This window comes from Lysinibacillus sp. NPDC056959, from assembly GCF_042674095.1.
Classification (GTDB): domain Bacteria; phylum Bacillota; class Bacilli; order Bacillales_A; family Planococcaceae; genus Lysinibacillus; species Lysinibacillus zambalensis.
Window position 1 is genome coordinate 112,490 of record NZ_JBHURE010000003.1, and the last position, 24,694, is coordinate 137,183.

At 37.9% G+C, this 24,694-nt stretch carries 25 protein-coding genes; 3 read left to right on the forward strand and 22 right to left on the reverse strand.

The window, feature by feature from the left end; genetic code table 11:
- Nucleotides 1-440: 440 nt before the first annotated feature.
- The 10 genes from ACFTQ7_RS04785 to rpsU form a co-directional block, all read right to left on the reverse strand.
- Nucleotides 441-791, reverse strand: coding sequence for a diacylglycerol kinase family protein (locus tag ACFTQ7_RS04785; RefSeq protein WP_349660389.1), 351 nt, complete (start codon nt 789-791; stop codon nt 441-443).
- Complete coding sequence (gene ybeY, locus ACFTQ7_RS04790; RefSeq protein WP_349660390.1) at nt 792-1,265, reverse strand: rRNA maturation RNase YbeY; 474 nt, start codon at nt 1,263-1,265, stop codon at nt 792-794.
- Nucleotides 1,266-1,273: 8 nt separating this feature from the next.
- Entirely contained in the window at nt 1,274-3,394 is a 2,121-nt protein-coding gene (locus ACFTQ7_RS04795; protein WP_349660391.1) for an HD family phosphohydrolase, read from the reverse strand.
- 626 nt (nt 3,395-4,020) lie between these two features.
- Entirely contained in the window at nt 4,021-4,977 is a 957-nt protein-coding gene (locus ACFTQ7_RS04800) for a PhoH family protein (protein WP_349660392.1), read from the reverse strand.
- A gap of 2 nt (nt 4,978-4,979) precedes the next feature.
- A complete protein-coding gene (locus tag ACFTQ7_RS04805) occupies nt 4,980-6,098 on the reverse strand; it encodes a sporulation protein YqfD (RefSeq protein ID WP_386827559.1) in 1,119 nt (372 codons plus the stop codon).
- Complete coding sequence (locus ACFTQ7_RS04810; protein ID WP_079563475.1) at nt 6,088-6,348, reverse strand: hypothetical protein; 261 nt, start codon at nt 6,346-6,348, stop codon at nt 6,088-6,090. Before ACFTQ7_RS04810 ends, ACFTQ7_RS04805 begins: the two co-directional genes overlap by 11 nt.
- 55 nt (nt 6,349-6,403) lie before the next feature.
- Nucleotides 6,404-6,886, reverse strand: a complete 483-nt coding sequence (locus tag ACFTQ7_RS04815) for a hypothetical protein (protein ID WP_349660394.1) — start codon at nt 6,884-6,886, stop codon at nt 6,404-6,406.
- 27 nt (nt 6,887-6,913) lie between these two features.
- Nucleotides 6,914-7,918, reverse strand: coding sequence for a flotillin-like protein FloA (gene floA, locus ACFTQ7_RS04820; RefSeq protein WP_349660395.1), 1,005 nt, complete (start codon nt 7,916-7,918; stop codon nt 6,914-6,916).
- 3 nt (nt 7,919-7,921) lie between these two features.
- Complete coding sequence (locus tag ACFTQ7_RS04825; RefSeq protein ID WP_386827560.1) at nt 7,922-9,250, reverse strand: NfeD family protein; 1,329 nt, start codon at nt 9,248-9,250, stop codon at nt 7,922-7,924.
- A gap of 323 nt (nt 9,251-9,573) precedes the next feature.
- A complete protein-coding gene (gene rpsU, locus ACFTQ7_RS04830) occupies nt 9,574-9,747 on the reverse strand; it encodes a 30S ribosomal protein S21 (RefSeq protein WP_004227078.1) in 174 nt (57 codons plus the stop codon).
- Between the two features lie 223 nt (nt 9,748-9,970).
- Between rpsU and ACFTQ7_RS04835 the strand changes: the two genes are divergently transcribed.
- Together ACFTQ7_RS04835 and ACFTQ7_RS04840 are read left to right on the forward strand one after the other, a co-directional pair.
- Nucleotides 9,971-11,308 carry a TrkH family potassium uptake protein gene (locus ACFTQ7_RS04835; RefSeq protein ID WP_386827561.1) on the forward strand — a complete coding sequence of 446 codons (1,338 nt, stop codon included), beginning with the start codon at nt 9,971-9,973 and terminating at the stop codon, nt 11,306-11,308.
- Between the two features lie 25 nt (nt 11,309-11,333).
- On the forward strand, nt 11,334-11,990 hold the full coding sequence (locus ACFTQ7_RS04840; RefSeq protein WP_386827562.1) for a potassium channel family protein: 657 nt from the start codon (nt 11,334-11,336) through the stop codon (nt 11,988-11,990).
- A gap of 68 nt (nt 11,991-12,058) precedes the next feature.
- Here the strand turns inward: ACFTQ7_RS04840 and ACFTQ7_RS04845 are convergent, their stop codons facing one another.
- The 5 genes from ACFTQ7_RS04845 to deoC form a co-directional block, all read right to left on the reverse strand.
- Nucleotides 12,059-12,628: a manganese catalase family protein gene (locus ACFTQ7_RS04845; RefSeq protein ID WP_079563480.1), complete on the reverse strand. Its 570-nt coding sequence runs from the start codon at nt 12,626-12,628 to the stop codon at nt 12,059-12,061.
- 127 nt (nt 12,629-12,755) lie between these two features.
- Nucleotides 12,756-13,019, reverse strand: coding sequence for a spore coat protein CotJB (locus ACFTQ7_RS04850; RefSeq protein ID WP_386827563.1), 264 nt, complete (start codon nt 13,017-13,019; stop codon nt 12,756-12,758).
- On the reverse strand, nt 13,012-13,239 hold the full coding sequence (locus ACFTQ7_RS04855) for a spore coat associated protein CotJA (RefSeq protein WP_079563482.1): 228 nt from the start codon (nt 13,237-13,239) through the stop codon (nt 13,012-13,014). Before ACFTQ7_RS04855 ends, ACFTQ7_RS04850 begins: the two co-directional genes overlap by 8 nt.
- Before the next feature lie 227 nt (nt 13,240-13,466).
- Nucleotides 13,467-13,952 carry a DedA family protein gene (locus tag ACFTQ7_RS04860; protein WP_349660400.1) on the reverse strand — a complete coding sequence of 162 codons (486 nt, stop codon included), beginning with the start codon at nt 13,950-13,952 and terminating at the stop codon, nt 13,467-13,469.
- A 579-nt stretch (nt 13,953-14,531) separates the two neighbouring features.
- Complete coding sequence (gene deoC / locus ACFTQ7_RS04865; RefSeq protein WP_079563484.1) at nt 14,532-15,203, reverse strand: deoxyribose-phosphate aldolase; 672 nt, start codon at nt 15,201-15,203, stop codon at nt 14,532-14,534.
- Nucleotides 15,204-15,394: 191 nt separating this feature from the next.
- Here deoC and ACFTQ7_RS04870 point away from each other — a divergent pair, with 191 nt between their 5' ends.
- Nucleotides 15,395-15,676, forward strand: a complete 282-nt coding sequence (locus ACFTQ7_RS04870) for a hypothetical protein (RefSeq protein ID WP_386827564.1) — start codon at nt 15,395-15,397, stop codon at nt 15,674-15,676.
- A gap of 74 nt (nt 15,677-15,750) precedes the next feature.
- On the opposite strand, the gene mtaB is transcribed toward ACFTQ7_RS04870, so the two are convergent.
- The 7 genes from mtaB to dnaJ all read right to left on the reverse strand — a co-directional run bounded on the left by mtaB (nt 15,751) and on the right by dnaJ (nt 24,507).
- Nucleotides 15,751-17,100 (reverse strand): tRNA (N(6)-L-threonylcarbamoyladenosine(37)-C(2))-methylthiotransferase MtaB, encoded by a 1,350-nt coding sequence (gene mtaB / locus ACFTQ7_RS04875; protein WP_386827565.1) that lies wholly within the window; start codon nt 17,098-17,100, stop codon nt 15,751-15,753.
- 368 nt (nt 17,101-17,468) lie between these two features.
- Complete coding sequence (locus ACFTQ7_RS04880; RefSeq protein ID WP_386827566.1) at nt 17,469-18,236, reverse strand: CsxC family protein; 768 nt, start codon at nt 18,234-18,236, stop codon at nt 17,469-17,471.
- A gap of 146 nt (nt 18,237-18,382) precedes the next feature.
- Nucleotides 18,383-19,831: a BC_2427 family protein gene (locus ACFTQ7_RS04885; RefSeq protein ID WP_386827567.1), complete on the reverse strand. Its 1,449-nt coding sequence runs from the start codon at nt 19,829-19,831 to the stop codon at nt 18,383-18,385.
- 584 nt (nt 19,832-20,415) lie between these two features.
- On the reverse strand, nt 20,416-21,231 hold the full coding sequence (locus ACFTQ7_RS04890; RefSeq protein ID WP_386827568.1) for a CsxC family protein: 816 nt from the start codon (nt 21,229-21,231) through the stop codon (nt 20,416-20,418).
- Nucleotides 21,232-21,617: 386 nt separating this feature from the next.
- The gene (locus tag ACFTQ7_RS04895) at nt 21,618-22,355 is read right to left on the reverse strand and encodes a 16S rRNA (uracil(1498)-N(3))-methyltransferase (RefSeq protein ID WP_386827569.1); all 738 of its coding nucleotides are present in this window, start codon (nt 22,353-22,355) and stop codon (nt 21,618-21,620) included.
- 82 nt (nt 22,356-22,437) lie between these two features.
- Nucleotides 22,438-23,379 (reverse strand): 50S ribosomal protein L11 methyltransferase, encoded by a 942-nt coding sequence (gene prmA / locus ACFTQ7_RS04900; protein ID WP_349660145.1) that lies wholly within the window; start codon nt 23,377-23,379, stop codon nt 22,438-22,440.
- A 21-nt stretch (nt 23,380-23,400) separates the two neighbouring features.
- Entirely contained in the window at nt 23,401-24,507 is a 1,107-nt protein-coding gene (gene dnaJ, locus ACFTQ7_RS04905) for a molecular chaperone DnaJ (protein ID WP_386827570.1), read from the reverse strand.
- Between the last annotated feature and the right edge of the window lie 187 nt (nt 24,508-24,694).

The following is a 24,694-nucleotide window of genomic DNA, read 5'->3' on the forward strand; positions in this document are numbered from 1 at the left end:
AATCAATTTCGCCTCGGCGTAATTGCGTCCGAATTTTGAATTGTGCCTAGGCCTGCATGAGGACCTACACGAGGTCGGTCATTTCGGTAATGCCACAGGACGAGGCGTTTTTACCGATGCAGGTCAGTTAGCCGTTTTCGCAGGATGCAAAGTTGTTAGTCTAACATCCTTAGTACATTCCTTTCACAATCCATGACATCCGCCGGAGGCTTTATCTTCATGAATGAAGATAAATAGCTCATCACCTTAAAGCGGGGTTGATTTCCGTTCCGGCTGGGCACTTTCCTAAGGGCGTCAGATGAGCCCCAAGGAGTTGCCCAACCTCCACTCCAATCTACTTAAAATTCATTTTAACAAATGACATCCCGAACTTTTGGTGAGTCTAATAAATCGTAAATTCTCCAGCACAATTGCTACTACTTCATGACCGAACAGTAGTATTAAAACCATTTCGGTATAAATATGAGTAATCCGATTATAGCACTGAATATCGCAAATACAAGTACTGCACCTGCAGCAAGATCTTTCGCCTGCTTAGCAAGCGGATGGATCGTAGGTGAAGCTAAATCCACTACTCGTTCAATTGCTGTATTAATCATTTCAAGTGCAAACATTAGAGCAATTAATAACAATACAATATACCATTCTATACGAGATAAACCCGTAAAATAGCCAGCAATCAAAACTATTCCCGCACTAAGTAAGTGGGATTTGAAATTTTGCTCCGCACAGGCTGTAATAATACCTTTAAAGGCATACCCAAAAGAGCGTACAAATTTGCGAACATTCATTTATTCTCGTCCTAAGCCGAAAGATTGTAAAATCTCATCCTGCTTTCCGAACATCACCTTTTCATCTTCTGGCACCATATGATCATAGCCAAGTAAATGTAAGAAACCGTGGACTGCTAAAAAGCCTAATTCTCGCTCAAATGTATGCCCATATTCCGCTGCCTGTTCTTTTGTACGATCTGTTGAAATAATAATATCTCCTAATATACGAGGCATCCCTTCAAATGTTACTTCCATTTCTCCCGCACCTAATTCCTCCAGGGCAAATGAGATAACATCTGTCGGTTGATCCTTGTCACGATATTCTCGGTTTATTTCTTGAATCGCTTCATTTGTAACGAACGTCACTGACACTTCCGTTTCCGGCTCAATATTCTCTAGTTTCGCAGCTAGCTGCAAAAGCTTTTCAACAAGCTCCATATGCTCAGTAGCCACTTCATTTGTTTCATCTGTAAAATCAATTGTTAAAATCATAGATCCTCCTACTTATCTGCCTTTGGATATTCAATTCGTGAGTGGAAAATTCCATTCAACGTTTCACAAAGTACTCTCTCTATACATTTTAACTCTTTTATCGAAATATCGCATTCATCAAACTGACTGTCTTGTACTCGATCATCAATAATTGCTCGTACCAACTTTTGAATTTTCTCCGCATTCGGTTCCTTCATCGATCGAACCGCTGCCTCAACGCTATCTGCAACACTAATAACTGCCGCTTCCTTCGTTTGTGGTTTCGGACCTGGATATCTGTACGTTGTATCATCTAAGCATTTTCCTTCTTCCTTCGCTTTAAAGTAGAAGTATTTTAACAGACTAGATCCGTGATGCTGCAAAGCAATATCAATAATTTCCTGTGGCATCTTATATCGTTTTAGCATTTCAGCCCCATCAGTAGTATGCGCAATTATAATTTCCGCGCTTTTTTCCGGAGACAATGAATCATGGGGATTAATACCAGACATTTGATTCTCGATGAAGAAGGCAGGGCGCTTCGTTTTGCCAATATCATGATAATAGCATCCTACACGAGCTAGTAATCCATCCGCACCAATTTCCTCACATGCAGCCTCCGCTAAGTTCGCCACCATAACACTATGATGATATGTTCCCGGAGCCTCCATTAGTAATTTTTTCAGCAATGGATGGTTCGGGTTCGATAATTCAATTAAACGCAACGACGACAATAAGCTAAATGCTGATTCAAAGAATGGTAAGAGACCCATTGTAAGAGCTCCTGATAATAAAGCCGATATCATTGCCGCGATAAAGTAAAACACTAACTCTGACAAGCCGTAGGAAGATTGTGTCATCAGTAAATAAAATGCAATAAATAACATATTTACGAGCCCTATAATACCTACAGTATGTAAAATATGCGAACGTTTTTCCATACTTTGCAAAAAGAATAAACTCGCAAATCCTCCAAAAATTATATACAGTGTAATTTCCATCTGCATAACAGATGAATAACCCTCTTGGAATATAACACCCGCAGATGCTGCTGTCATAACCGTAATAAGAACTGCAGCACGGTCATCCGCTAATAACCGTACTAGCATCGTTGCCAATGCTGTTGGGAAAAGGAAGGCAATCGTAACATCAAAACCTCCTGAGACTAGACTAATAAATTTCATCAGCAGGATCGATAAACTATAAACAATTACTGTTACCAACAGGGCATTACGTTTTTTGTACTCATCTATATGCCAGCGTTCGAATAAAACAAACATGAACATCATTTCAAGAAGTATTAAAATAATCAGCCCTGCAATCGGTTTCATCGATGCCTTATTACTTACCATACCTAGAAGCTCTAATTGACGGAACGCCTCATTATCAATAATTTGCCCTTCCTGTACGATGATTTGTCCTTGAAGAATTCGAGTTGGTTCAACCGATTCCCTCACTTGTTCCTTTCGAATTTTCGTTTGTTCCTCGTTTATCGTCTCGTTTTCAATAATACTCGTACGACCAATTAAAACTACCGTATTAAATATTTTATCAGGATAGCCTCGTTGTCCACGAATTTTTGTCTCAAAATCATTTTGAGACGCAAACACATTTTCAGATCGAATGGATTTTTGTAAATATTCCTGTACGAGTTTTGATAGTTGTGTACTTGTTCTTTTTAGATCCGCTTCACTTTGTACTAACAATCCTTCTAGTTGTGAATCAGTGAAGACAATGGGCATTTGCTCTGAATCTATAGATTCAAGTTTTTTACGAAGCTGCGCCACTTGATCAACAACAGGAATAGGTTCTTTGCTACTCTCAACATCTGCCTTTACCTCAAGAACATAGTCGAATAAAGACGTTACAATCGAAGCTCGCTGTTTAGCAACATCCGCAGAAAATTGATAGACTGGTGCAACTGCATTTGTTGCTTTTTCTCGTTCCTGTTGCGTTTTATAAGTATCTTCTATCGTTTTAGTAGATCGTACTGTTTCAGGCGCTAGCTGTAATGGTTTAAAATCATATGTAACACCTTTAACATTGCCATACATAAAAGTAAATTGTAGGGCTCCTGTTAAGATGAGAACGACAATTAAAAAGTAGCGAAAGCCAATAAGTTCTGTTATTTTTTTTAATTGTTTCTCCATCTTGCACCTCCTCTATCTACCTACTATCATACCAATTCAAAAAACATTTTTCCCGAAAAATGTATAAGAAAGTAAAAAAACAGCTATACACATCGTATAGCCGTCACAAATTTTTCCATTTTCAAACCTTTTTCATGCTTGTTAAGTGTTGGATCATCATCAAAACGTGTGGTTGATTTCCGTTCCGACTGTGCGCTTTGTTACTGCCGCTTCACTTTCGCTACAGAAAACATTTGTTGTTGTTGCTGTCGCTTCGCTTTCGCACAGTTAAAAAACATTTGCTGCCGCTACGTTAGCACTGCGCTTTCGCACAGAAAACATCCGCTACGCTGCAGGGTCTCGGGCCAACAGATGTCTTTTGCGCGAAAGCGTGAGTGCAACGTAGCGGCAGCAGCACGATGTTGGTCACGAAGGCGTTATCACAGGACGTGATGTTTTTAGCCTTCGTTCCTCTATATCGCTAATCCCCATGGAGTCGCCCAGTCGTAACGAAGATCAACTTTTTTACATAGTAGAAGTTTTAAACAAAAGTCATCCACAACTTTTGGTGATGAACCTAAGTTTTGTATATCGCGTTACTTTGGTGCTTTCAGTACAGACTTTAATATGACCGCTAAGCGGTCATATTAAAGTTGCTGCTCTTCGTATGCTTGGATGATTTTTGCTACGATTGGGTGGCGTACTACATCACCTTGTTCTAAAGTTTGGAAATGTATAGATTTTACGTACTTTAATGTTCGTTCTGCTACGATTAATCCAGATTCCATATTTTTTGGTAGGTCAATTTGTGTTTTGTCGCCGGTAATGACCATTTTTGAGCCAAATCCTAGTCGCGTTAAAAACATTTTCATTTGCTGATGTGTCGTATTTTGAGCTTCATCTAAAATAACAAAGGCATCATCTAATGTACGGCCACGCATATATGCTAAAGGTGCAATTTCTATTGTGCCTCTTTCAATAAGCCTTTGTGTTTGTTCTGATCCGTAAATATCGTTTAAAGCGTCATAAAGAGGGCGTAAATAAGGATCTACCTTTTCCTTCAAATCCCCCGGAAGAAAGCCTAGAGACTCGCCTGCCTCTACTGCAGGGCGTGTTAAAATAATACGCTTAACGTGCCCGTTTTTTAGCGCCTGTGTTGCCATGACTACCGCTAAATACGTTTTCCCAGTACCGGCTGGTCCGATACCAAAAATAACGTCCTTATGACGGATTGCTTGTATGTATTCTCGTTGACCTATTGTCTTTGCACGAATAGGCTTGCCTTTCGTCGTGCGAGCTATTTCTTCATCATAAAGTTCTGCAAAGTATTCAATCGTTCCTTTTTGTGTCATTTCAATTGCTGTTGCAACATCACGCTGATCAATATTAATTCCTTTACGAATGACCTTTAAAAGAGCATGTAAAAGGAATGTTGCTTGTTCCTTTGCATCCTCTTCACCAGCAAGCTGAATTTGTTCACCACGTGTAATAATGTGGACTTTTAGAGCCTCTTCGATTAATTTCATATTTGCATCGGAAATTCCGAGTAGCATGACCGCTTCGTTTGGATTATCCACTTGTAATACAGTTAAATGTTCTGACATAATCATTCTCCTTGTAGGCCTTGTATTGGACTGGCAATGTTTTCATTGACTAAAAATAGAACTTTCCCTTCAACTGTACCATTCCCCCACTTTACCTGTAAAAGGTTTTCTTTTTTTATAACCGTTTTCGCAGGTAGTGAACGAAGTACCTTTTCATGAAGCAATGGTATGAGCAATGAATCTATTTTGGATTCATTAAGCTCTACTTGCACTTTTTTTGAGTACTGCTCCTCAACAACTGAAACATATGGATCGAGCCAATCAGGTAAATCTTTCTTTTGCACATAGTCAACTTTATCTTTTTCTTCATGAATGCCTTTCACTAATACGCGCCATTGCTTTTGTTGTAGCGTTTCCATCGTTAGTTTTGTTGGAATTTTAAATGAACATTCAAGCCAATAATCTGCGTAAACTTCTCCCTTAGCCCCAACAAAGACTTGATCTTCACCACTTTCAATTACGCCACTTACGAGAACATCACCTTCGTAAGCCGTATCGTTAACTGAAATTTTCCGTTCTCCATTTTGAATATTAAAGTGAGTAATTACACCACTTTTTGTTGCTACTAAATGCTCCGCTAACTTTTCATTCGTTTGTTTAGTTTGTTTTGGGGACTCCTGAGGTCGTAAAATTACACGTCCACCGTACTTTTCAATATGCACCCACGAAAGGTCTCGATGCCCTTCTAATAGCTTCTGTCGCATGACAGCATCTGAGGGTAAGTTTTTTTTAGAAATGGGTGTTTCTAATTGAAATGTATCTTGAAAGGTCTTTCCTAGACGTTCCTCTAACTCCGGTGTTGCCGCTTTAATATCAATCCGCCAAATAACCTGCGCACATAGTAATGGTATTAATATCATCAACGCTAGGCCAAGCAAAGTCCAAAGCTGCGCTCGAAAAACTTGAAGTTCATCTGCATAATAGATTGCCATTTTAAGTCGGTAACGACTACGCACACGGCGAATCTTTGGTAGATAATGCATAGTTGTTTCAAAGACAACCTCTTGCTCACGAAAAACAACACGCTTTAATGGCACATGTTGCACATGCAATGCTTGAATAAAAGGATGAACATTTTCATGGCGCTTTATACGTATGATAATTGGCCGATTATTCCACATTATCGCTCACACCCATATTCTTTGTCATTTTCATCTGAAGCTCCTGTAAATCCTCTACAGAAAGATGCAACATATCTTCTTTAAGAGCATTAATTTCCACCGATTTTCCACGCACAGTAATATGATAGTCTGCATAGATAAAAGAGCACGATGAAGCATCAGCATGTAGAAAACGATACGGGCCAATGATTTTTAGTGTTTCATATTGTAATAATTCAAGTAGTGGCGTTAATTGAAATAGTTTTCTCATAAAAAAATGCCTCCTTCTTCGGCAATATATGCATCGAAAAAGGAGGACATGCTAGTTATTTTCTTTTTGCTTTTGGAGGGCCTAAAACTTCTGCCATTACAACAGCCTGCATGAATGATTTTTTTGATGTCGGTAATTGAAAAGCCGATTGTGGTTCAGCTACTCCCTCGACTTTTTTTCCAGCTGCCAAACGGCCAATACTTTCTCTATTCGACGTACGACCCATTTTCTCAGTCGGGACTAAAGAGGGAGCTACATAGCTCGGTGTTTTTTCAATTACTGTTTTTTCGACATTTTTTTTCGGCTCTTCGAATTGGGGCTTTTCATTTTCCCATTCACCTAAAAACCCACGTGCAAAATCCTCAAAACTCTGTGGTTTAGATTGTTGCTGTTGCGTCACCTCTGCTCTTTTTATAACAGGAGGCTCTACTTGTGAATCCTTGTTAAAAGGAGGCATTGGTTTTTGTTCTTTCTTTTTTGATTTACCGAAAATAGAGCTGACTATGGCAATTATCACAAATATAATTAATTGTTCCATTTATTAGTACCGCTCCTTTCAGTTTTTTTATTGGTTAGATTCATTAGTTTCTGATTTATCTGAGCCTACTTTAGAAATGGAGTCTCGCATCGCAGTATCTGCTTGAATGTTACGGTAGTTCATGTAATCCATAATACCAAGATTACCCGAACGTAGAGCCTCTGCCATAGCCTGTGGTACTTCAGCTTCAGCTTCTACTACTTTCGCTTTCATCTCTTGTACGCGTGCAATCATTTCTTGCTCGTTCGCTACAGCCATCGCACGACGTTCTTCAGCCTTCGCTTGGGCAATGTTTTTATCAGCCTGTGCTTGTTCAATTTGTAATTCAGCACCGATGTTTTTGCCGATGTCAACATCAGCAATATCGATCGATAAGATTTCAAATGCTGTACCTGAATCTAGACCTTTTGATAAAACCGTTTGAGAAATCATATCAGGGTTTTCTAAAACTTCTGTATGATGCACAGCCGAACCAATTGTCGAAACGATCCCCTCACCTACACGAGCAATAACCGTTTCTTCACCAGCACCACCGACTAAACGTTCAATGTTTGCTCGTACAGTAATACGCGCCTTCGCTTTTACTTCAATCCCGTTCATCGCAACACCTGAAATAAATGGTGTTTCAATGACTTTCGGGTTAACAGACATTTGTACCGCTTCTAATACGTCACGTCCCGCTAAATCTATAGCTGCACAACGTTCAAATGATAACTCAATATTTGCACGATGAGCCGCGATTAACGCATTTACTACACGGTCAACATTACCACCTGCTAAATAGTGACTTTCAAGTTGATTGATCGTAACAGGTAATCCTGCTTTATGTGCTTTTATTAATGGGTTCACGATTCGTGATGGGATTACACGACGTAAACGCATACCGATTAATGTGAAAATACTAACACGGACACCTGCAGCAAGTGCAGAAATCCATAGCGCTACTGGTACAAAGGTAAAGAATACCGCGACTACAATGAATAATAAGACTAGCCCTGCAATTGGACCTAATAAAGCTAAATCAAAACCCATTTACTATTCCTCCATCTCTTTTTCTGTTCGTCTCACAACAATTCGTGAGCCCTCTACTTTAATAACTTCTACATGATTTCCAGCATCAACATAGCCACCTTCCGATACTACGTCAATGCGTTCACTACCAAATAACATTGTACCCGCCGGACGAAGGGGTGTAATCGCTTTACCCACTTTTCCAAGCAGTTCTGTGCGATTTACGTTAGATACATAGCCCTCTTCCGTCGTTGTCGCATCCATCAAGACAAGCTTGTTTAAAACATGTAATTTTTTACCGAAAAATTTCATCAAGATCACCATTCCTATTATCGCTACAACAAATGCAATGAAAATCGCTATAATCATTTGCATCATGTTTGCACCTGCCAGTATTAGACTTAGTAATATTAGCGCACCACCTAAAATACCAACAATACCACCGGGGACAAAAAACTCCGCTATAACAAGCGCTAAACCTACAATAAATAAAAGTAATGTCTCATAACCTGCCAAGCCCGCCACCATATGACCGAAGAAAAATAATCCTAGCGCTGACAATCCCATTATACCCGGAACACCAAAACCTGGCGAATATAGCTCAACTACAAGCCCCAAGCTTGCAATCGACAATAAAATCGGAACGATAATCGGATTTGTAATAAAACGAGCAAGTTTTTCAGCAAAAGTAGGTTCAATCGGAACGATGTCACGCTCATCTATTTGCGTTGCTTTTAAAAGATCCTGGAAATTCGAAACCGTTCCATCAGAATAACCAACTTTTTCTGCCTCTGAAGCTGATAACGTTAATAAATTCCCTTCTCCTGCTCGAAATTCTGGTAAATCAACAGATACATCAGCCATCGCTCGTGCATATTTTGGATCGCGTTTTTTTGATTCTGCAGCTGCCTCCATTTGAGCAACCCATGCACTATGAGCCTTTAAATCTGCTGCATTTCCTGCTGAATCAATAACTGCAGCCGCCCCGATCGTTCCATTTGGCACCATGTAGATTTCATCCGCATGTAAGGCTAAAAAGGCACCTGCAGAATGAGCATCTTTGTTAATGTACGCAATTTTACGTATATCCGTTGCATCCATAAGCATTGCAATATCACCGGCTGCATTCACAAAACCACCAGGTGTATGAATGTCTAAAATAATCGCTTCTGCATTGTTTTCTTCCGCCTCTTTAAAAGCTCGTTCTAAAAATGCGTGAAGTCCTCTTTCTACTTCATTATGAATTGGTATGTGGTAGACCTTGCTACTTGCAAAAGCAGACGTTAGTGGAAACGCTAACAAAAATGTCATCCAAATAACTAGTAAATAGCTGAGGATTCTTCGTCTTCGCATCTTTTTCCCTCCCTTCTAACATGCTTCTCTCCTGTATATACGACTGACTATGCAAAAAGTTTCATAAATCCTAATAATTTTATTATACAGTGAATTATTAACTTATGTGGCCCCGGATAAGGCTTCTACTATAAGTATGTAACATAAAAGCCGAATGAATCACAAAGATCCCATTCGGCTTCTCCAATATGTACGTAAAATTGAGCTAATGTAAAATACCTGAAATTAATCGACATGAGATTAATTTCAGGTATATTTTTGTCTGCTCAGTGAATCATACAATTGCGTGTTATGAACGTAGGGATTTTTAATGGGAAATTAAATTACCACTTACGTTTACGTGCAGCTTCTGATTTCTTTTTACGTTTTACGCTAGGTTTTTCGTAGAACTCGCGCTTTCTAACTTCTTGAATTGTACCACTTTTTGATACAGTACGTTTGAAGCGGCGAAGAGCATCTTCAAGCGATTCGTTTTTGCGAACGACAGTTTTTGACATCTCTCTTTCCCTCCCTCCGAACACACGTCAATACACAAATAGGCTAATAACCATTTGCTGTGTACTAAAGAATTATAACGTATTGTCTAAAAATGGTCAATAGAAAGTGTACGAATTAATCTGGTGAATTTTTGGTTTTATTCCCTTAAGAATTTTCAGCTCACTTTTGGACAACAATAAACATACAAATTTTATTAATTATAGGTTCAATGAGGAGAATAAAATGAAAACATTTATCAATAAATTAAATCCTCCAAAAGCACTTGTTTTGGGCTTCGCCATCATCATTTTAATCGGAACATTTTTTTTAACCCTCCCCATTGCAACGGTCGACGCTAATGGTCTTTCATTTTTAGATGCTCTATTTACCGCTACCTCCGCTACTTGTGTAACAGGACTGATTGTTGTAGATACCGGCGATACATTTTCGATATTTGGAGAATTAGTTATTCTTTTTCTTATCCAAATTGGCGGACTGGGCTTTATGACATTTGCGACGTTATTATTTTTACTCTTAGGAAAAAAAATTTCTTTAAAAGAACGACTTTTGTTAAAAGAGGCATTTAATAACGTTACAATAGCTGGCCTAGTTAAATTAGTTAAAAGGATCCTGTTATTTACTGCATTAATTGAAATGATAGGTGGCTTCATTTTATCTATTCGTTTTTCGTTCGATATGCCTGTAGGTAAAGCCTTTTACTTCGGATATTTCCATGCCATCTCGAATTTTAATAATGCTGGTTTCGATATAATGGGTGACTTTAAGAGCTTAACAGAGTATGTAGATGATCCTTTCGTCGTATTCACTATTTGTGCACTTATTACGATTGGTGGCTTAGGATTTATTGTTATTAACGAACTATATAAATACCGCGGAACGAAGCGACTTTCAGTGCATACAAAAATTGTTTTAACTACTACGTTCATATTAACAGTAGGCTCGACGCTATTAATTTTCTTATTTGAATACAACAATAGTAAAACCATTGGCCCACTATCTGAATGGGGCAAAATTCTTGGTTCATTATACCAAGCTGTGACACCTAGAACTGCTGGCTCTAATACCCTCCCTATTGGTGATTTAACACATTCAACATTATTTTTAATCATTTGGTTAATGTTCATCGGAGGAGGTTCTGGATCAACTGCTGGAGGTATCAAAATAACGACTTTCGCTGTTTTAGTTGCTACGATGTGGTGTCAAATGAAAGGGAAAGAAGATGTAGTGCTTTTTAGGCGTAGAATTGTTAATGAAACGATTTTGAAAGCTTTAACAGTTACAATGTGTGGGATGATGATAGTCGTAATCGTTACCATCGTCTTAAGTCTTATTGAACAACGTCATAGTTTTATGATGTATTTATTTGAGGCTACTTCTGCATTCGGAACAGCTGGACTTACAATGGGGCTAACTCCCGAGCTATCAACCGGCGGCCGTCTTCTGATTATATTAACAATGTTTGTAGGAAGATTAGGCCCCTTAACAATTGCTTTCGCCATTACAAATCGTCGAAAAACGGAGGCTTTCCGTCATCCAAAAGGAAAAATTATGATTGGCTAACCATAATAAAGGAGCGATGCACACAATGACGATCAAACAATATGCTGTTATAGGTCTAGGTAGGTTTGGTGTAAGCGTAGCCCGCAAATTATATGAAGCTGGGATTGAAGTTTTAGGAATCGATATTAATGAGGAAAAAGTCGAAGATGCTGAACCTTATGTTACACACGCAGTAGTTGCTGATACGACAGAAGAAAAAGCACTTAACTCCATCGGAATCAGAAATTTCGATTGTGTCATTGTCGCTATTGGTATTGATATGCAATCAAGTATTTTAACGGTCTCATTATTAAAGGAAATAGGCATAAAAAAAATAATTGCAAAGGCTCTCGGCAAAAGACATGGACAGGTTTTAGAAAAGGTTGGAGCTGATTGGGTTATTTACCCTGAAAGAGATATGGGTGAGCGAGTAGCTAATCAGCTTCTTTCACCAAACATGCTGAATTATATTGAATTATCAAAGGAATACAGTATAGAGGAAATTATGATTCCTTCTAAAATGGTCGGACAAAGTTTACGGGATTTAGACATTCGTTCCAAATATAATGTCAGTGTTATTGCCATAGTTCGGGATGGTAATATTACCATCTTACCCTCTCCTGATCAGATTATTGAAGAAAGCGATCTATTAGTTATGATTGGCCATAGAAAGGATCTTACTATATTTTCAAGTGTTGAATAGATAAAATACAAAATATCGAAGGTTGTGTCCGAAGAAGATTTCCCCTTTGAAACAGCCTTCGTTATTTTTCAGAAGATTTTCTTGCTATCCCTATCGTCTTTTAAAATCTCTACAGCTTCTCTGAATCGTTGAGAATGAACAACTTCTCGTTCACGTAAAAATTTCAAGCTATCATTTAAATCAGTGTCATCTGATAAATCAATAATCCACTGATATGTCGCCCTTGCTTTTTCTTCAGCTGCAATATCCTCATACAAATCAGCAATCGGATCCCCTTTAGCTTGAATATAAGTTGCCGTAAACGGTGATCCAGCTGCATTCTGATAAAATAATGCCCTGTCATGATTAACATAGTGCTCTCCCAGACCTGCCTCTTTTAGCATCTCTGGAGTCGCATCCTTTGTCAGTTTATAAATCATCGTGGCAATCATTTCTAAGTGAGAAAACTCCTCTGTCGCTATATCGGTTAACAGTCCAACTACTTTATCGGGAATCGTATAGCGCTGATTCATATATCGAAGTGCTGCTGCTAATTCCCCGTCTGCACCACCATACTGCTCAATTAAATACTTAGCCAGCATAGGGTTGCATGTACTAACCCTTACTGGATACTGGAGCTTTTTTTCATAATACCACAAAAATAGTTCCTCCTAGTTACTCATAATCAATTATGTCTGGAGCATAATTGCATTTAGAATCGGCTTTGGGCATGCACAAAAAACTCCTAATACATTTGGTAGCCGACGTTTCACTTTCAATAAAAAGTTAAACTTGCCATGGCCAAGGTGTATCTATCCAATTAAACGGATAATTTGAATAACTTCTCCCAAAATTCATAAGCGGACCAAATTTCTGTTCAAATTCAACCTTAAGCCGCATACTGATTTCAGTGTTTTCGTTAAATTGCTGAATGGCATCAAAATCGTGAGGATGAGTATCTAAATAAAGATTTAATTCCACTATTACAAAATCAATGGCTTGGATTTCTTCAAGTAGCGTATAATATTCGGGTGGCATCTCCTTACTCATTCTTTATCCCTCCTTGTTGGGGATTTGGATAGGGGCTAAATAATTGAGGCCATAACGTGCCAGATTTGAGAGCTTCTCTAGGGGTTGGATATTGCGGTAGCCCAGGCGGTTGAAAACCCATATATAATTGAGGCGGTGTTGAAAAACTTTTAACCCTTATAGGTGGACATGGATCGAACGGACTAACAAAAGGCTTCCAATACTTATATTGAGTAAACATTGTATCCTCCCTTCTGTATCAATTACATCAGTGGAGTATATGAGGTAGATTTAATTTTTATTCAGACGTAGATCTATTTTATCGTAGCAAATAATTCGCGTATCATGTATAAGTACGAACACGTAATAAAACTCGCATTTTAAAAAATGCGAGCTATATTTTATGTTTAGTTTGGTAGGGTCTCTTTGCTCATCAGACGCACAGATAAAAATTACACCTATTTATTTTTAAAATGTTACTCCAAGAAAATACCCTATAGAAATAAAAATAATTACCCATACCATCGCCCCAAAACAAGCAAAAGCCAGAAAAGTACTAAACTTCATCTGTGTGATTCCAGACATGTAACTTGTAACGTGTCTAATCCCCGGAACAAAATATCCTATAATTATTGTCCACGGTCCAAAACGATGAAACCAACGTTCAACTTTAGTAAACCGTCTATTATTTAGTCCAAACCACTTTCCATATTTTATTATTAATGGTGTTCCTAATTTATTTCCAATTGCATAGCTAAATACCATACCAGTGGATGCACCTAAAAAGCTTAAGATAATACTCAATAGAAAGTTTAAATGTCCCTCATGACACAAAAATCCCACAAACGTCATTAAGATCTCATCGGGAATGGGTAAGCCAATTATTCCTAAAGATAAGATTAAAAATATAGCTAGGTATCCATATTGACTTATAAAACTGCTTATGAATTCCACGAATAGTTTCTCCTTTTTTAATACAAATCGTTACCTATTTCATTAAACATCATATATTCCCCCATTTTTCATTTAAAACACTCGAAGGATTATTAAAAACGGAGAGGCAATTAAGATTAAATAATAGTATTTGATTGACCTGCTAATGATCTACGCATTCAATCTTAAATTCCCTATATTATCGATGTTACTAAGCTATGTAAAAATTCGGTTCGTATCTATACAAAGTTCTTGTAAAATGACCCAATCATCAAGATTTTTATATTCATAAGATTCTTAATGATAACACATAAAAATGATGATATTCCTCTCTGTACATTTTTACAAGTACTTTTCATAATACATCATCTACCATGAGTTAAAAAGAGGTGTATTGTGAATAAAACAACAACAATCGTTCAATAGGTTAAATTTTTATAATAATCATCCATAAATGGTAATGGAATTTATCAATTTGCTCATTTTTTATGTACAGGAATATCATTTCAGGAAATGAATATTTTCCATTATTAGACTCTCAATCAAATTTTCAATGAAAACGGGGCTAGTCCATAACGAACAGCCCCGTAGTCCTTACTATTAATAATTAGAATCTGCAATTAATCCGTTCATAATAGCAACACCAGAACTTGCTCCAATACGAGTAGCTCCAGCCTCAACCATCTTTTGCATATCTTCTAAGCTTCGTACACCGCCAGAAGCTTTTACACCTAAATCTGGGCCTACTGTTTTACGCATTAAGGCAATATCTTCTGCAGTTGCGCCACCAGTAGAAAAACCTGTTGATGTTTTCACATAGTCAGTACCTGCTGCCACAGCTAGCTCACAAGCTTTAACTTTTTCTTCATCTGTTAGTAGGCAAGATTCAATAATTACTTTTACAAGTGCGCTACCTTTTGCCGCTTCAACAACTGCAGCAATATCTGCTTGCACAAGGTCATAGTTTTTATCCTTTAATGCACCGATATTGATAACCATGTCTACCTCTTTTGCACCGTTAGCAATCGCATCTTTCGCTTCGAATGCTTTAACAGCTGGTGTGTTAGCACCTAAAGGGAAGCCTATTACTGTACAAACTAAAACATCTGAGCCTTGTAAAAGCTCGCTGCTATATTTCACCCAAGTTGGATTTACACAAACAGAAGCAAAGTTAAATTGTTTTGCCTCTGCACACAATTTTTCGATTTGCTCTTTTGTAGCTTCAGCCTTTAATAATGTGTGATCAATCATACGTGCGAAATTTTGCTCCATTTTATTAGACTCTCCTTCTATCAACAAGTTGTACGTACCTCTCTGGAATCATAACATTTTTTAACGTTTCCGTCTAATTTTGAATGAAATTAGATGAATTCAAATTATTTTAGAAACAACTCCATTATCCCTAGGCATAATTACATCCGGAATCGTGTTTGTGCTTGCACATTCGACTCCGTGGCTCTGCTTTGGCGAGTATTTACTCCGCTTTCGCGGGTATTCGCTTCGCTTCCGCGGGTATTTACTCTCCTTCCGCGGGTATTCGCTTCGCTTCCGCGGGTATTCACTCTCCTTCCGCGGGTATTCCACACTTCCCCAGGTATTCACTCTCCTTCCGCGAGTATTTACTCTCCTTCCGCGGGTATTTACTCTCCTTCCGCGGGTATTCACTCTCCTTCCGCGGGTATTCGCTTCGCTTCCGCGGGTATTCCCACGCTTCCGCGGGTATTCCTCACTTCCGCGGTATTTAGACAGAAAGAAGTTAAAATATAGCAAAACACCGTTCAAAGTTTGAACGGTGTTTCTATTCATAGGTACTCTTTTGTTATTTTATAGTTTCTAATACACGAACAAATTGTCCTTTAGAATGAGGGTATCCAGCTTGCGTAATTTTCACTTTTACAAGCTGACCGATTAGGCTTTCAGGACCTTCAAATACTACTTTTAAGTAATTATCAGTATAACCTGTTAAAAGCCCTGCCTCACCGCTTTCATCATGCACGAATTCTTCAGGAATTACCTCTAGCACTTGATCTTCAAAGCGAGAAGAATATTCCTTCGCTAATTGATCATTTAAAGCGATTAATCGGTGAACACGTTCGTTTTTAATATTTTCGTCAATTTGGTCCTCCATGCGTGCAGCTGGTGTACCTGTACGTGGAGAGAATGGGAATACGTGTAATTCAGAAAACTTATGGTCACGAATAAAGTTATATGTTTCCATGAACTCTTCCTCAGTTTCACCTGGGAAACCTACGATTACGTCAGAAGTGACAGCCAAGTCTGGTAAAGCTTCATGTAGTTTAGTTAAACGTTCACCGAAGAACTCCATTGTATACTTACGACGCATACGTTTTAAAACTGTATCAGAGCCAGATTGGATTGGAATGTGTAGGTGATTAACTACGATTTTTGATTCACGTAAAACTTCAATCACTTCATCTGTTAATTGACTTGCCTCAATCGAAGAAATACGAAGACGTTTTAAGCCTTTTACATTTGCCTCTAAATCACGTAGAAGCTGGGCTAAATTGTAATCTTTTAAGTCTTGTCCATAGCCACCTGTATGAATACCAGTTAGAACAATTTCAAGATACCCTGCGTCCACTAGTTGTTGGGCTTGGCTCAATACTTCTTGAGGATCTCGAGAGCGCATTAACCCACGTGCCCATGGAATAATACAAAACGTACAGAAGTTATTACAGCCTTCTTGTATTTTTAACGATGCGCGTGTACGGTCTGTAAATGCAGGCACATCTAATTCCTCATAAACACGATTTTTCATAATATTGCGCACAGCATTAATTGGTTGGCGTTCAGTAAGATATTGATCTATGTAGCCAAGTAATTTTGTACGATCCTGTGTTCCTACAACAATGTCAACACCAGGAATCGCCATAATTTCAGCTGGAGATGTTTGAGCGTAACAGCCTGTAACACAAATGACAGCGTCTGGGTTTTGACGAATAGCTCGACGAATAACTTGACGTGATTTTTTATCCCCTGTATTTGTTACTGTACATGTATTAATGACATAGACGTCTGCTTGACGATCAAACTCCGTACGATCATAGCCTTCTTCTTTAAACAACTGCCAAATTGCTTCTGTTTCATAATGATTTACTTTACAACCTAGAGTATGGAAACTCACGATTTTTGATCGCTCGTTACTCATAATATATATCATCCTTTCAAGAGTACACTACAATAAATTAAATTATCAACGTGTCTTATAATAGCACAAATAAATATAATGAGCCTAGCTTTTTGGCTAGGCTTCAAAAAATATATAAATGAAAAGTAATTACTAATAAGAGTTACTCTACTAAAAATACAAATAATATAAAAGAAAAAAAGCCCAATCTCAAAATAAATTGCAAAAAGGCAGTTAAAAATTTAGATTCACTCTAATTTTCAACTGCCAACTCAAATAGTAAATTTTTATCAGTGCCTTTAAATAGTCTTGGGCAGTTTTTTCAATTACATTTTCTCATTGAACAGCCCTTTAATTTGTACTGTTGTTCTGCACCTCTAAAAACTAAATTATGGGCTAACTGGAGGAGTAAGTCCTAAAAGAACAGGAGTTACTACAGTACTACCCGTTCCAAGGCGAACTTGTTGAACTTGCAGTACTTTTACTGTAAGATCCAGAACAATTTTTTCGCGTAATGTGCTGAAAGTACCTTCTGGTGCTGCCATAATTGGTGAAAAATCAAGTTCAAAGAAGTTTGCAGCAACTAACTCGCCAAATGGTTGTTCATTGTACTTCACGAGATTTTGGAAGAATGCCTTATCCAATCGAGCATCCATTTGAGTTCTTTCATTCAGGAAGTTCGCTTCGGCAAACTCAGAAATTCCTATGATTGGAGTAGTGCCACCAGGTGTTTGTGGAAAAATTAGTTCAGTAAAACCAGAAAACGGAACGTCTGCAATTCTATCACGAAGTGCGCCATTACATGCTGATGAAGCATATTCAATATTTTTACGAATATGTCCTGCTACAAATAATTTAGCTCTTGTTACTCTGAAAAAGTCAGTGTTATCAATACGTGCAAATCTAACCGGCACTAATTTAACTTGATTTAGGAATACATTTTTTTTCACTCTTTTGATTTCAGTTGCTGCAGGAGTAAGCGTAATATCTGACTCCACAACTATTTGAAGTGTTGGCTCTGCAAGTACAACTGGAACTTTAATAGTTGGAGCTGTAACTGGTGTAGCGATTAGTGGAGTAGCCTCACTATTTAAAGGTATTTGTTCAGTTGATGCTACAGGACAAGGTAGCATTTGATTTTCTATTTGATCACTCAAAAAATTCCCTCTTTTCATTTTTTGTCATTAGAGAGCGCTCTCTATATTGCTAGAATATGTAGCTATTAACTCTATGCATGGACGTATATACTAGTTTTTTTCTGATATTAAAAAAAGGGTTTTTTGAGCTAAGAGATACGTTTTAATTACTGACTGTCATAACGGACTCGAATTTTCTGTACTTGTAGCATATGAATGATTAATTCTAATACTATATTTTGGCACAATTGGTTTGAATGAATTAATGATTCATCTTGTGCAGGTACTGCATTTGTAGTCTGAAATGTAGTATATTCAATATTTTGATTTATAAAGCCTTCAATAAATAATTTTCCCTTTAACGCTGTACATGTCCCATTATTCAATGATCGGGAAAACTGACTAGGTACGAATCTACAATTGGTTAGTACTACCTCATTCGAGATATCTTTTACCCCCACAATTCCTTTGTCAAATTGAATAAATTCTTCAAGACATATTTCAATTTTATATTCCCCTACTACAACAGGAACTCTAATATGCATAACATCATCAGAAGCGTAAGAGTGATTATTTGTTTCTCCCTTTTTAATTGATTGTGTGTTATGTAAAGGAACTACAACTGATTTAGACGGATTACTCGTCTGTTTATTTTTTTCATAAGTATCATTTTTCATTAAAAATATTATTTCATTAATTTTTGAGTGAACTAGACGACAATCGGGCTGTTCAGGATAATCCGTTGACGTATTAAATAGTTTGGTTTCAAGTTGAGGGGTAAGTTGATTGTTTAAATCAAGAAAATCAAATGTATTTTTAACAACCTCACCACAAATAGGAGCATGAAGAAAATCATCAATTTCTATATGAGTAGAAATTAGACTTTTTTTGGTTATAGAATTTATTTGCCCTTGCGCTGAACTAGTAGATACACTAATATCACCTGTAGAATTGTTTTTCTCCATCTCTTCTGTATCAATCTCTACATCAACTTTAGATGTGATGTGTAGCTCGCTATTAGGATCTAAATGCGCTGCTAGACCTTCTTCTTCCACAGGACTGGTTTCATCCGCCTCTTCTTTATTAAGGAGATCATTCATTTCATTCTCTACATCAACTTTAGAAGAGATGTGTAGCTCGCTATTAGGATCTAAATGCGCTGCTAGATCCTCTTCCACAGGACTGGTTTCATCCGCCTCTTCTTTATTAAGGAGATCATTCATTTCATTCTCTACATCAGCTTCAGAAGGGATGTGTAGCTCACTAGCGGGATTTAGATGCGTTGCAAGATCCTCTTCTTCTACAGGACTGGTATCATCAGCTTCTTCTTTATTAAGGGGATCGTTCATTTCATTTTCAACATCAATTTCAGGAGGAATGAGTAGCTCACTATCGGGATTTAGATGCGTTGCAAGGCTGGTTTCATCTTTTTCTATAGCAAGGTCATTATTTATAAAATCGGCATTTAAAGAATATGAAATGTCACATGTAGTATCTAGTTGAGGTGTATGATCTATCTTTTTCTTGGGTTTAATTTGATAATTACAATTGATAAAAACTTTTTGTTTGGAACTTATTTCTTTCATTTTTCTAAAATTAATCCATGGAGTTTTCATTAGTTCACTCCTAAATAATGTATTGACAAATAACGTGCAACAGTTGATCCGTAAAAAACTCCTACGCATTTTTCCAGCCAAGACAGCTTTTTGATCAAATATTCAGACTTTATGCGTTATTCTTGAGAGATATGTTCAAAATCCGTTTCTTCAAGAAAAACTCACACTATAACCCTTTTTCGTTTTTATTATTTCCACGTTGCCTTAATGAATATTGATCGGTTAAAGACAGCGATTATCATTTTCTCTTTCTAATGTCTGATAACAGCTAAACTCTTTTTCTTTTATTTTGATCTAAGTGTTGCATTTATAATTACAATCCATTTTATGCATTACTTTTACTTTTGCCACTCGGTACTTTCCAAATCTCTGTAGAAAATTCGATATTCATGCGTTTAAGACGATTACTTAAATAGAAAATATCTATCTTTACATTATTTCGTTTTCAACCCGATAATATATAGCAAAAAGGCAGTTAACAGTTCTATTCAATCAAACTGTCAACTGCCAAAACTCAAATATTGGATTTTCAGTACCCCTAGAAATACCAGTTTTTATCTACTTGCTCCTCTAAAACTAATGATTTAACAAGGATTAGAAGGAGGCTCAGGTCTAACTGGTGGATCAGCAGGACTAACCGGTGGAGTCAATCCTGGTAAAACAGGCGTTATTACAGCACTACCAGCCCCAAGGCGGACTTGTTGAACTTGCAGTACTTTTACTGTAAGATCCAGAACAATTTTTTCACGCAATGTGCGGAAAGTACCTTCTGGTGATGTCATAACTGGCGAAAAATCAAGTTCAAAGAAGTTCGCAGCGACTAACTCGCCAAATGGTTGTTCATTGTACTTCACAAGATTTTGGAAGAAAGCCTTATCCAACCGAGCATCCAATTGAGTTCTTTCATTCAGGAAGTTCGCTTCGGCAAACTCGGAAATTCCGATGATCGGAGTAGTGCCTCCAGGTGTTTGTGGGAAAATAAGTTCTGTAAAACCAGAAAACGGAACATCAGCAATTCTATCTTGTAGCGCTCCATTACATGCCGCTGAAGCATATTCTATATTTTTACGAATATGTCCTGCTACAAACAATTTAGCTCTTGTTACCCTAAAAAAATCAGTGTTATCAATACGTGCAAATCGAACCGGCACTAATTTAACTTGATTTAGGAAAACATTTTTTTTCACTCTTTTGATTTCAGTTGCTGCAGGATCCAGCGTAATATCTGATTCCACAACTATTTGAAGTGTTGGTTCTGCAAGTGCAACTGGAACTTTAATAGTTGGTGCCGTAACCGGTGTAGCGGCTAGTATAGTAGCCTCACTATTTAATGGTATTTGTTCAGTTGATGTTACTGGACAAGGTGGCACTTGATTTTGATTTTCACATTGACCACTCAAAAAATTCCCCTCTTTTCATTTTGTAGTATTCGAGAGCTCTCAGTATCAGAATATGTAGCAATTAAATCTATGAATGGACGCGTATACTAGTTTTTTACTCATTTAAATAAAGGGATTTTTGAGGTGAGGGTTAAAAATGAACACAATGCCATATACTCACCGTTGTGATACCTGATTTGACAACGTTCCTTCAACATGGGATTTTACTAAAAAAACCGATTCAAAGTTTTTTGAATCGGCTCTACTTATAGGATTACCTAATAAAAACAGTCATTGAATGTAGTTTTTAAACCTTGCACGACTGCATATATACGCAATAATAATGATGTTTACTCATGCACTGATAAGTGTGTGAAAATCCTCTTTTGACATGGTTAAACGCTGTCTCATTCAAATTCATAAGATATTGCAGATAGTGCATAGAGTGGTGCCGTTTCTGCTCGTAAAATTCGGGGTCCTAAAGACATCGTTTGAGCACCTGCTTGAAGCAGGGCATCCGCTTCTTTTCGTGCAATGCCGCCTTCAGGACCAAAGATAATAAGAATAGATTTTGACTTCTTGTCATACACGTTTTTTAGCTTCTCTGCAAACCTTGTACGTTGTTCTGCTTTTGCATCTTCTTCATCCGCTATAAAAACGGCGTCGAAATTGCCTACTTGTTCTACTAGCTGTTTAAAAGAGATCGGTTCATATATTTCTGGGATATGTGTACGATGGGATTGCTCAGCTGCTTCTTTTGCAATTTTTTGTAGACGCTCTTGCTTTTTGGCACCTTTCTTTTTATCCCATTTAACGATGGAACGCTCCGCTTCAAATGGCAACAAGGCAAACATTCCAAGCTCTGTCGCCTTTTGTGTAATCAGTTCTAACTTATCGCCCTTCGGCAACCCACATCCCACTGTTACATGGACAGGTAACTCTGGTGAAGGAACGATTTCACCCGTAGTTTGAACGTGTACCTCATCCCCTTCAAAGGCTGAAATTTCACAAATATGAGCAGTATTTTGTGCGACAACTACGATTTTGTCGCCCTCTTTCATACGCATTACCCGTTCAATATGTCGGGCATCTTCTCCGCTAATTCGTGCTTCCTCTATGGATGTCTCAATAAAATATCGCTGCATTTAACCGTACTCCTTTCTAGAAAGAAGAGAAAACGCCAAATCACAAGCACTCGGCTCCCGATTTGGCGCTTCCTCAGTCCACTTATTGTGGTCGACGGGCAATGATCGCTACCCAATCTTCCATTAATAATACTTCTTCGATTACAAAGCCTGAAGCTTCTAGTGCTGCTTTTACATCATCACGTTTTGCGGCAATGATGCCTGAAGTGACATATAATCCACCCGGTTTAACAATTGAAAATGCATCGTCAGTAAAGGACATAATAATTTCTGCTAAAATATTAGCCACAACGACATCAGCTGGTTCCTTTACAGTATCCAATAAGTTCCCATGGAATACTGAAACTTTATCATCCACTTTATTTAATGCAACATTTTCTTGTGCTGAACGTACAGCTACTTCGTCTAAATCAAGTGCATGCACGCTCTTTGCTCCTAGTAAGGCTGCACCGATTGATAGAACGCCTGAACCCGTTCCGATATCGATAACCATATCTTCCTCTTTTACAACCTTCTCAAGCCCCTGTAAACACATAACAGTTGTAGGGTGAGTTCCTGTACCGAAAGCCATACCAGGATCTAATTCAATAATTAGTTCATCCGTTGATACTGGTACATATTCTTCCCATGTTGGTACGATTGTAAAGCGTTCAGAAATTTTTACAGGATGATAGTATTGCTTCCATGCTGTTGCCCAGTCTTCCTCGTTAACTTCCACAATCGAAACAACATTTTCACCAATATCGATGTTGAAGTTCGTTAGATTCGTTATAGCCGCCTTAATTTCTTCGACTGTTTCATTTAAAAAACTAGACTCTGATAAGTAAGCCTTAACAATAACACCATCTTTCGGAAAATCCGCTTCATTTAACGCATAAATTTCACCATACTGATCTTCTCGTGGCTTCGCAAATTCTGCAGAATCCTCAATAACCACACCACTTGCCCCTGCTTCATGCAAAATATTCGAAATTGCTTCTACCGCTTCATTTTTTGTATGAATGGATAACTCTGACCACTTCACGTAGCTCTTCAGCTCCTCTAATTATTCACCTTGGAATTTTTTCTTAATTTTATCGAATAGTGTGCTTCCTTGCTCTTCAGGAATATCACCACTGATTTCCGCAAATTCACGTAGTAATTGCTTTTGTTTTTCTGTTAATTTTTCTGGCGTTACAACTTTTACTGTTACATATTGATTCCCTGTACCATAGCCATGGACGTTTTTAACACCTTTGTCTTTTAGACGGAATTGTGCACCTGACTGTGTTCCCGCTGGAATACGTAGTTTTACTTTCCCATGAACAGTCGGAACTTCAATTTCATCACCAAGAGCTGCTTGTGGGAATGTCAGTTTTAGTTCGAAATAAATATCATCGCCATCACGCTCAAACTCTTTATGTCCTTGAACGCGGAACATAATATATAAATCCCCCGCAGGTCCTCCATTTATACCTGGCTCACCTTGACTAGACACACGAACTTGCTGACCATCGTCAACACCTGCTGGAATGTTAACTTTGATTTTCTTACGTTGTTGAACTTTTCCTTCACCACGACAAGTAGAACATTTTTCTTTAATGATTTTACCTGCACCTTGACATGTAGAACAAGTACGACGATTCATCATACGGCCAAATGGTGTATCTACTGCCTGATTTACTTGACCAGCACCTTGACATGTTGAACATGTCTCTGGATTAGTACCTGGTTTTGCACCTGAACCTTGGCAAGTATCACATACTTCGTCTTTAGGAATTTCGATTTCAGTTTCTTTTCCGAAAATTGCTTCCTCAAACGTAATATTCATACGATATTGAAGGTCATCACCTTTGCGTGGTGCATTCGGGTCCTGACGGCGACCGCTACCACCAAAGAATGAGCTGAAAATATCCTCGAAGCCGCCAAAGCCACCGCCTCCGAAGCCTGCATTTGGATCTTCGTGGCCAAATTGATCATAGCGTGCTTTTTTCTGATCGTCACTTAATACTTCATAAGCTTCAGCGATTTCTTTGAATTTTTCATCTGCACCTGGCTCTTTATTAAGGTCAGGATGGTATTGCTTTGATAATTTACGGTATGCTTTTTTAATTTCATCTTTAGAAGCCGATTTCGTTAAACCAAGCACCTCGTAGTAATCGCGTTTCTCCATGATTCACACTCCGCTCTTTTTGCATAAAATCTATTGTATCATGCAGTTAAAAAAACTGCCTCTATTTTATTATTAAATATACATTACAATTGTTGTACCAAAGGGGTTGATTAATCATTTTTATCCAATCTTATTAATTAGAAGGCTCTGATTTCCACTATGGGCCACTCGCTTTGTCGCTGACGCT

Coding starts and splice junctions, on each gene's coding strand:
- ACFTQ7_RS04785 (WP_349660389.1), bottom strand. CDS start 791: ATGAATGTTCGCAAATTTGTACGCTCTTTTGGGTATGCCTTTAAAGGT.
- ybeY (WP_349660390.1), bottom strand. CDS start 1,265: ATGATTTTAACAATTGATTTTACAGATGAAACAAATGAAGTGGCTACT.
- ACFTQ7_RS04795 (WP_349660391.1), bottom strand. CDS start 3,394: ATGGAGAAACAATTAAAAAAAATAACAGAACTTATTGGCTTTCGCTAC.
- ACFTQ7_RS04800 (WP_349660392.1), bottom strand. CDS start 4,977: ATGTCAGAACATTTAACTGTATTACAAGTGGATAATCCAAACGAAGCG.
- ACFTQ7_RS04805 (WP_386827559.1), bottom strand. CDS start 6,098: ATGTGGAATAATCGGCCAATTATCATACGTATAAAGCGCCATGAAAAT.
- ACFTQ7_RS04810 (WP_079563475.1), bottom strand. CDS start 6,348: ATGAGAAAACTATTTCAATTAACGCCACTACTTGAATTATTACAATAT.
- ACFTQ7_RS04815 (WP_349660394.1), bottom strand. CDS start 6,886: ATGGAACAATTAATTATATTTGTGATAATTGCCATAGTCAGCTCTATT.
- floA (WP_349660395.1), bottom strand. CDS start 7,918: ATGGGTTTTGATTTAGCTTTATTAGGTCCAATTGCAGGGCTAGTCTTA.
- ACFTQ7_RS04825 (WP_386827560.1), bottom strand. CDS start 9,250: ATGCGAAGACGAAGAATCCTCAGCTATTTACTAGTTATTTGGATGACA.
- rpsU (WP_004227078.1), bottom strand. CDS start 9,747: ATGTCAAAAACTGTCGTTCGCAAAAACGAATCGCTTGAAGATGCTCTT.
- ACFTQ7_RS04835 (WP_386827561.1), top strand. CDS start 9,971: ATGAAAACATTTATCAATAAATTAAATCCTCCAAAAGCACTTGTTTTG.
- ACFTQ7_RS04840 (WP_386827562.1), top strand. CDS start 11,334: ATGACGATCAAACAATATGCTGTTATAGGTCTAGGTAGGTTTGGTGTA.
- ACFTQ7_RS04850 (WP_386827563.1), bottom strand. CDS start 13,019: ATGAGTAAGGAGATGCCACCCGAATATTATACGCTACTTGAAGAAATC.
- ACFTQ7_RS04855 (WP_079563482.1), bottom strand. CDS start 13,239: ATGTTTACTCAATATAAGTATTGGAAGCCTTTTGTTAGTCCGTTCGAT.
- deoC (WP_079563484.1), bottom strand. CDS start 15,203: ATGGAGCAAAATTTCGCACGTATGATTGATCACACATTATTAAAGGCT.
- mtaB (WP_386827565.1), bottom strand. CDS start 17,100: ATGAGTAACGAGCGATCAAAAATCGTGAGTTTCCATACTCTAGGTTGT.
- ACFTQ7_RS04885 (WP_386827567.1), bottom strand. CDS start 19,831: ATGAAAACTCCATGGATTAATTTTAGAAAAATGAAAGAAATAAGTTCC.
- ACFTQ7_RS04895 (WP_386827569.1), bottom strand. CDS start 22,355: ATGCAGCGATATTTTATTGAGACATCCATAGAGGAAGCACGAATTAGC.
- dnaJ (WP_386827570.1), bottom strand. CDS start 24,507: ATGGAGAAACGCGATTACTACGAGGTGCTTGGTTTAACGAAATCGGCT.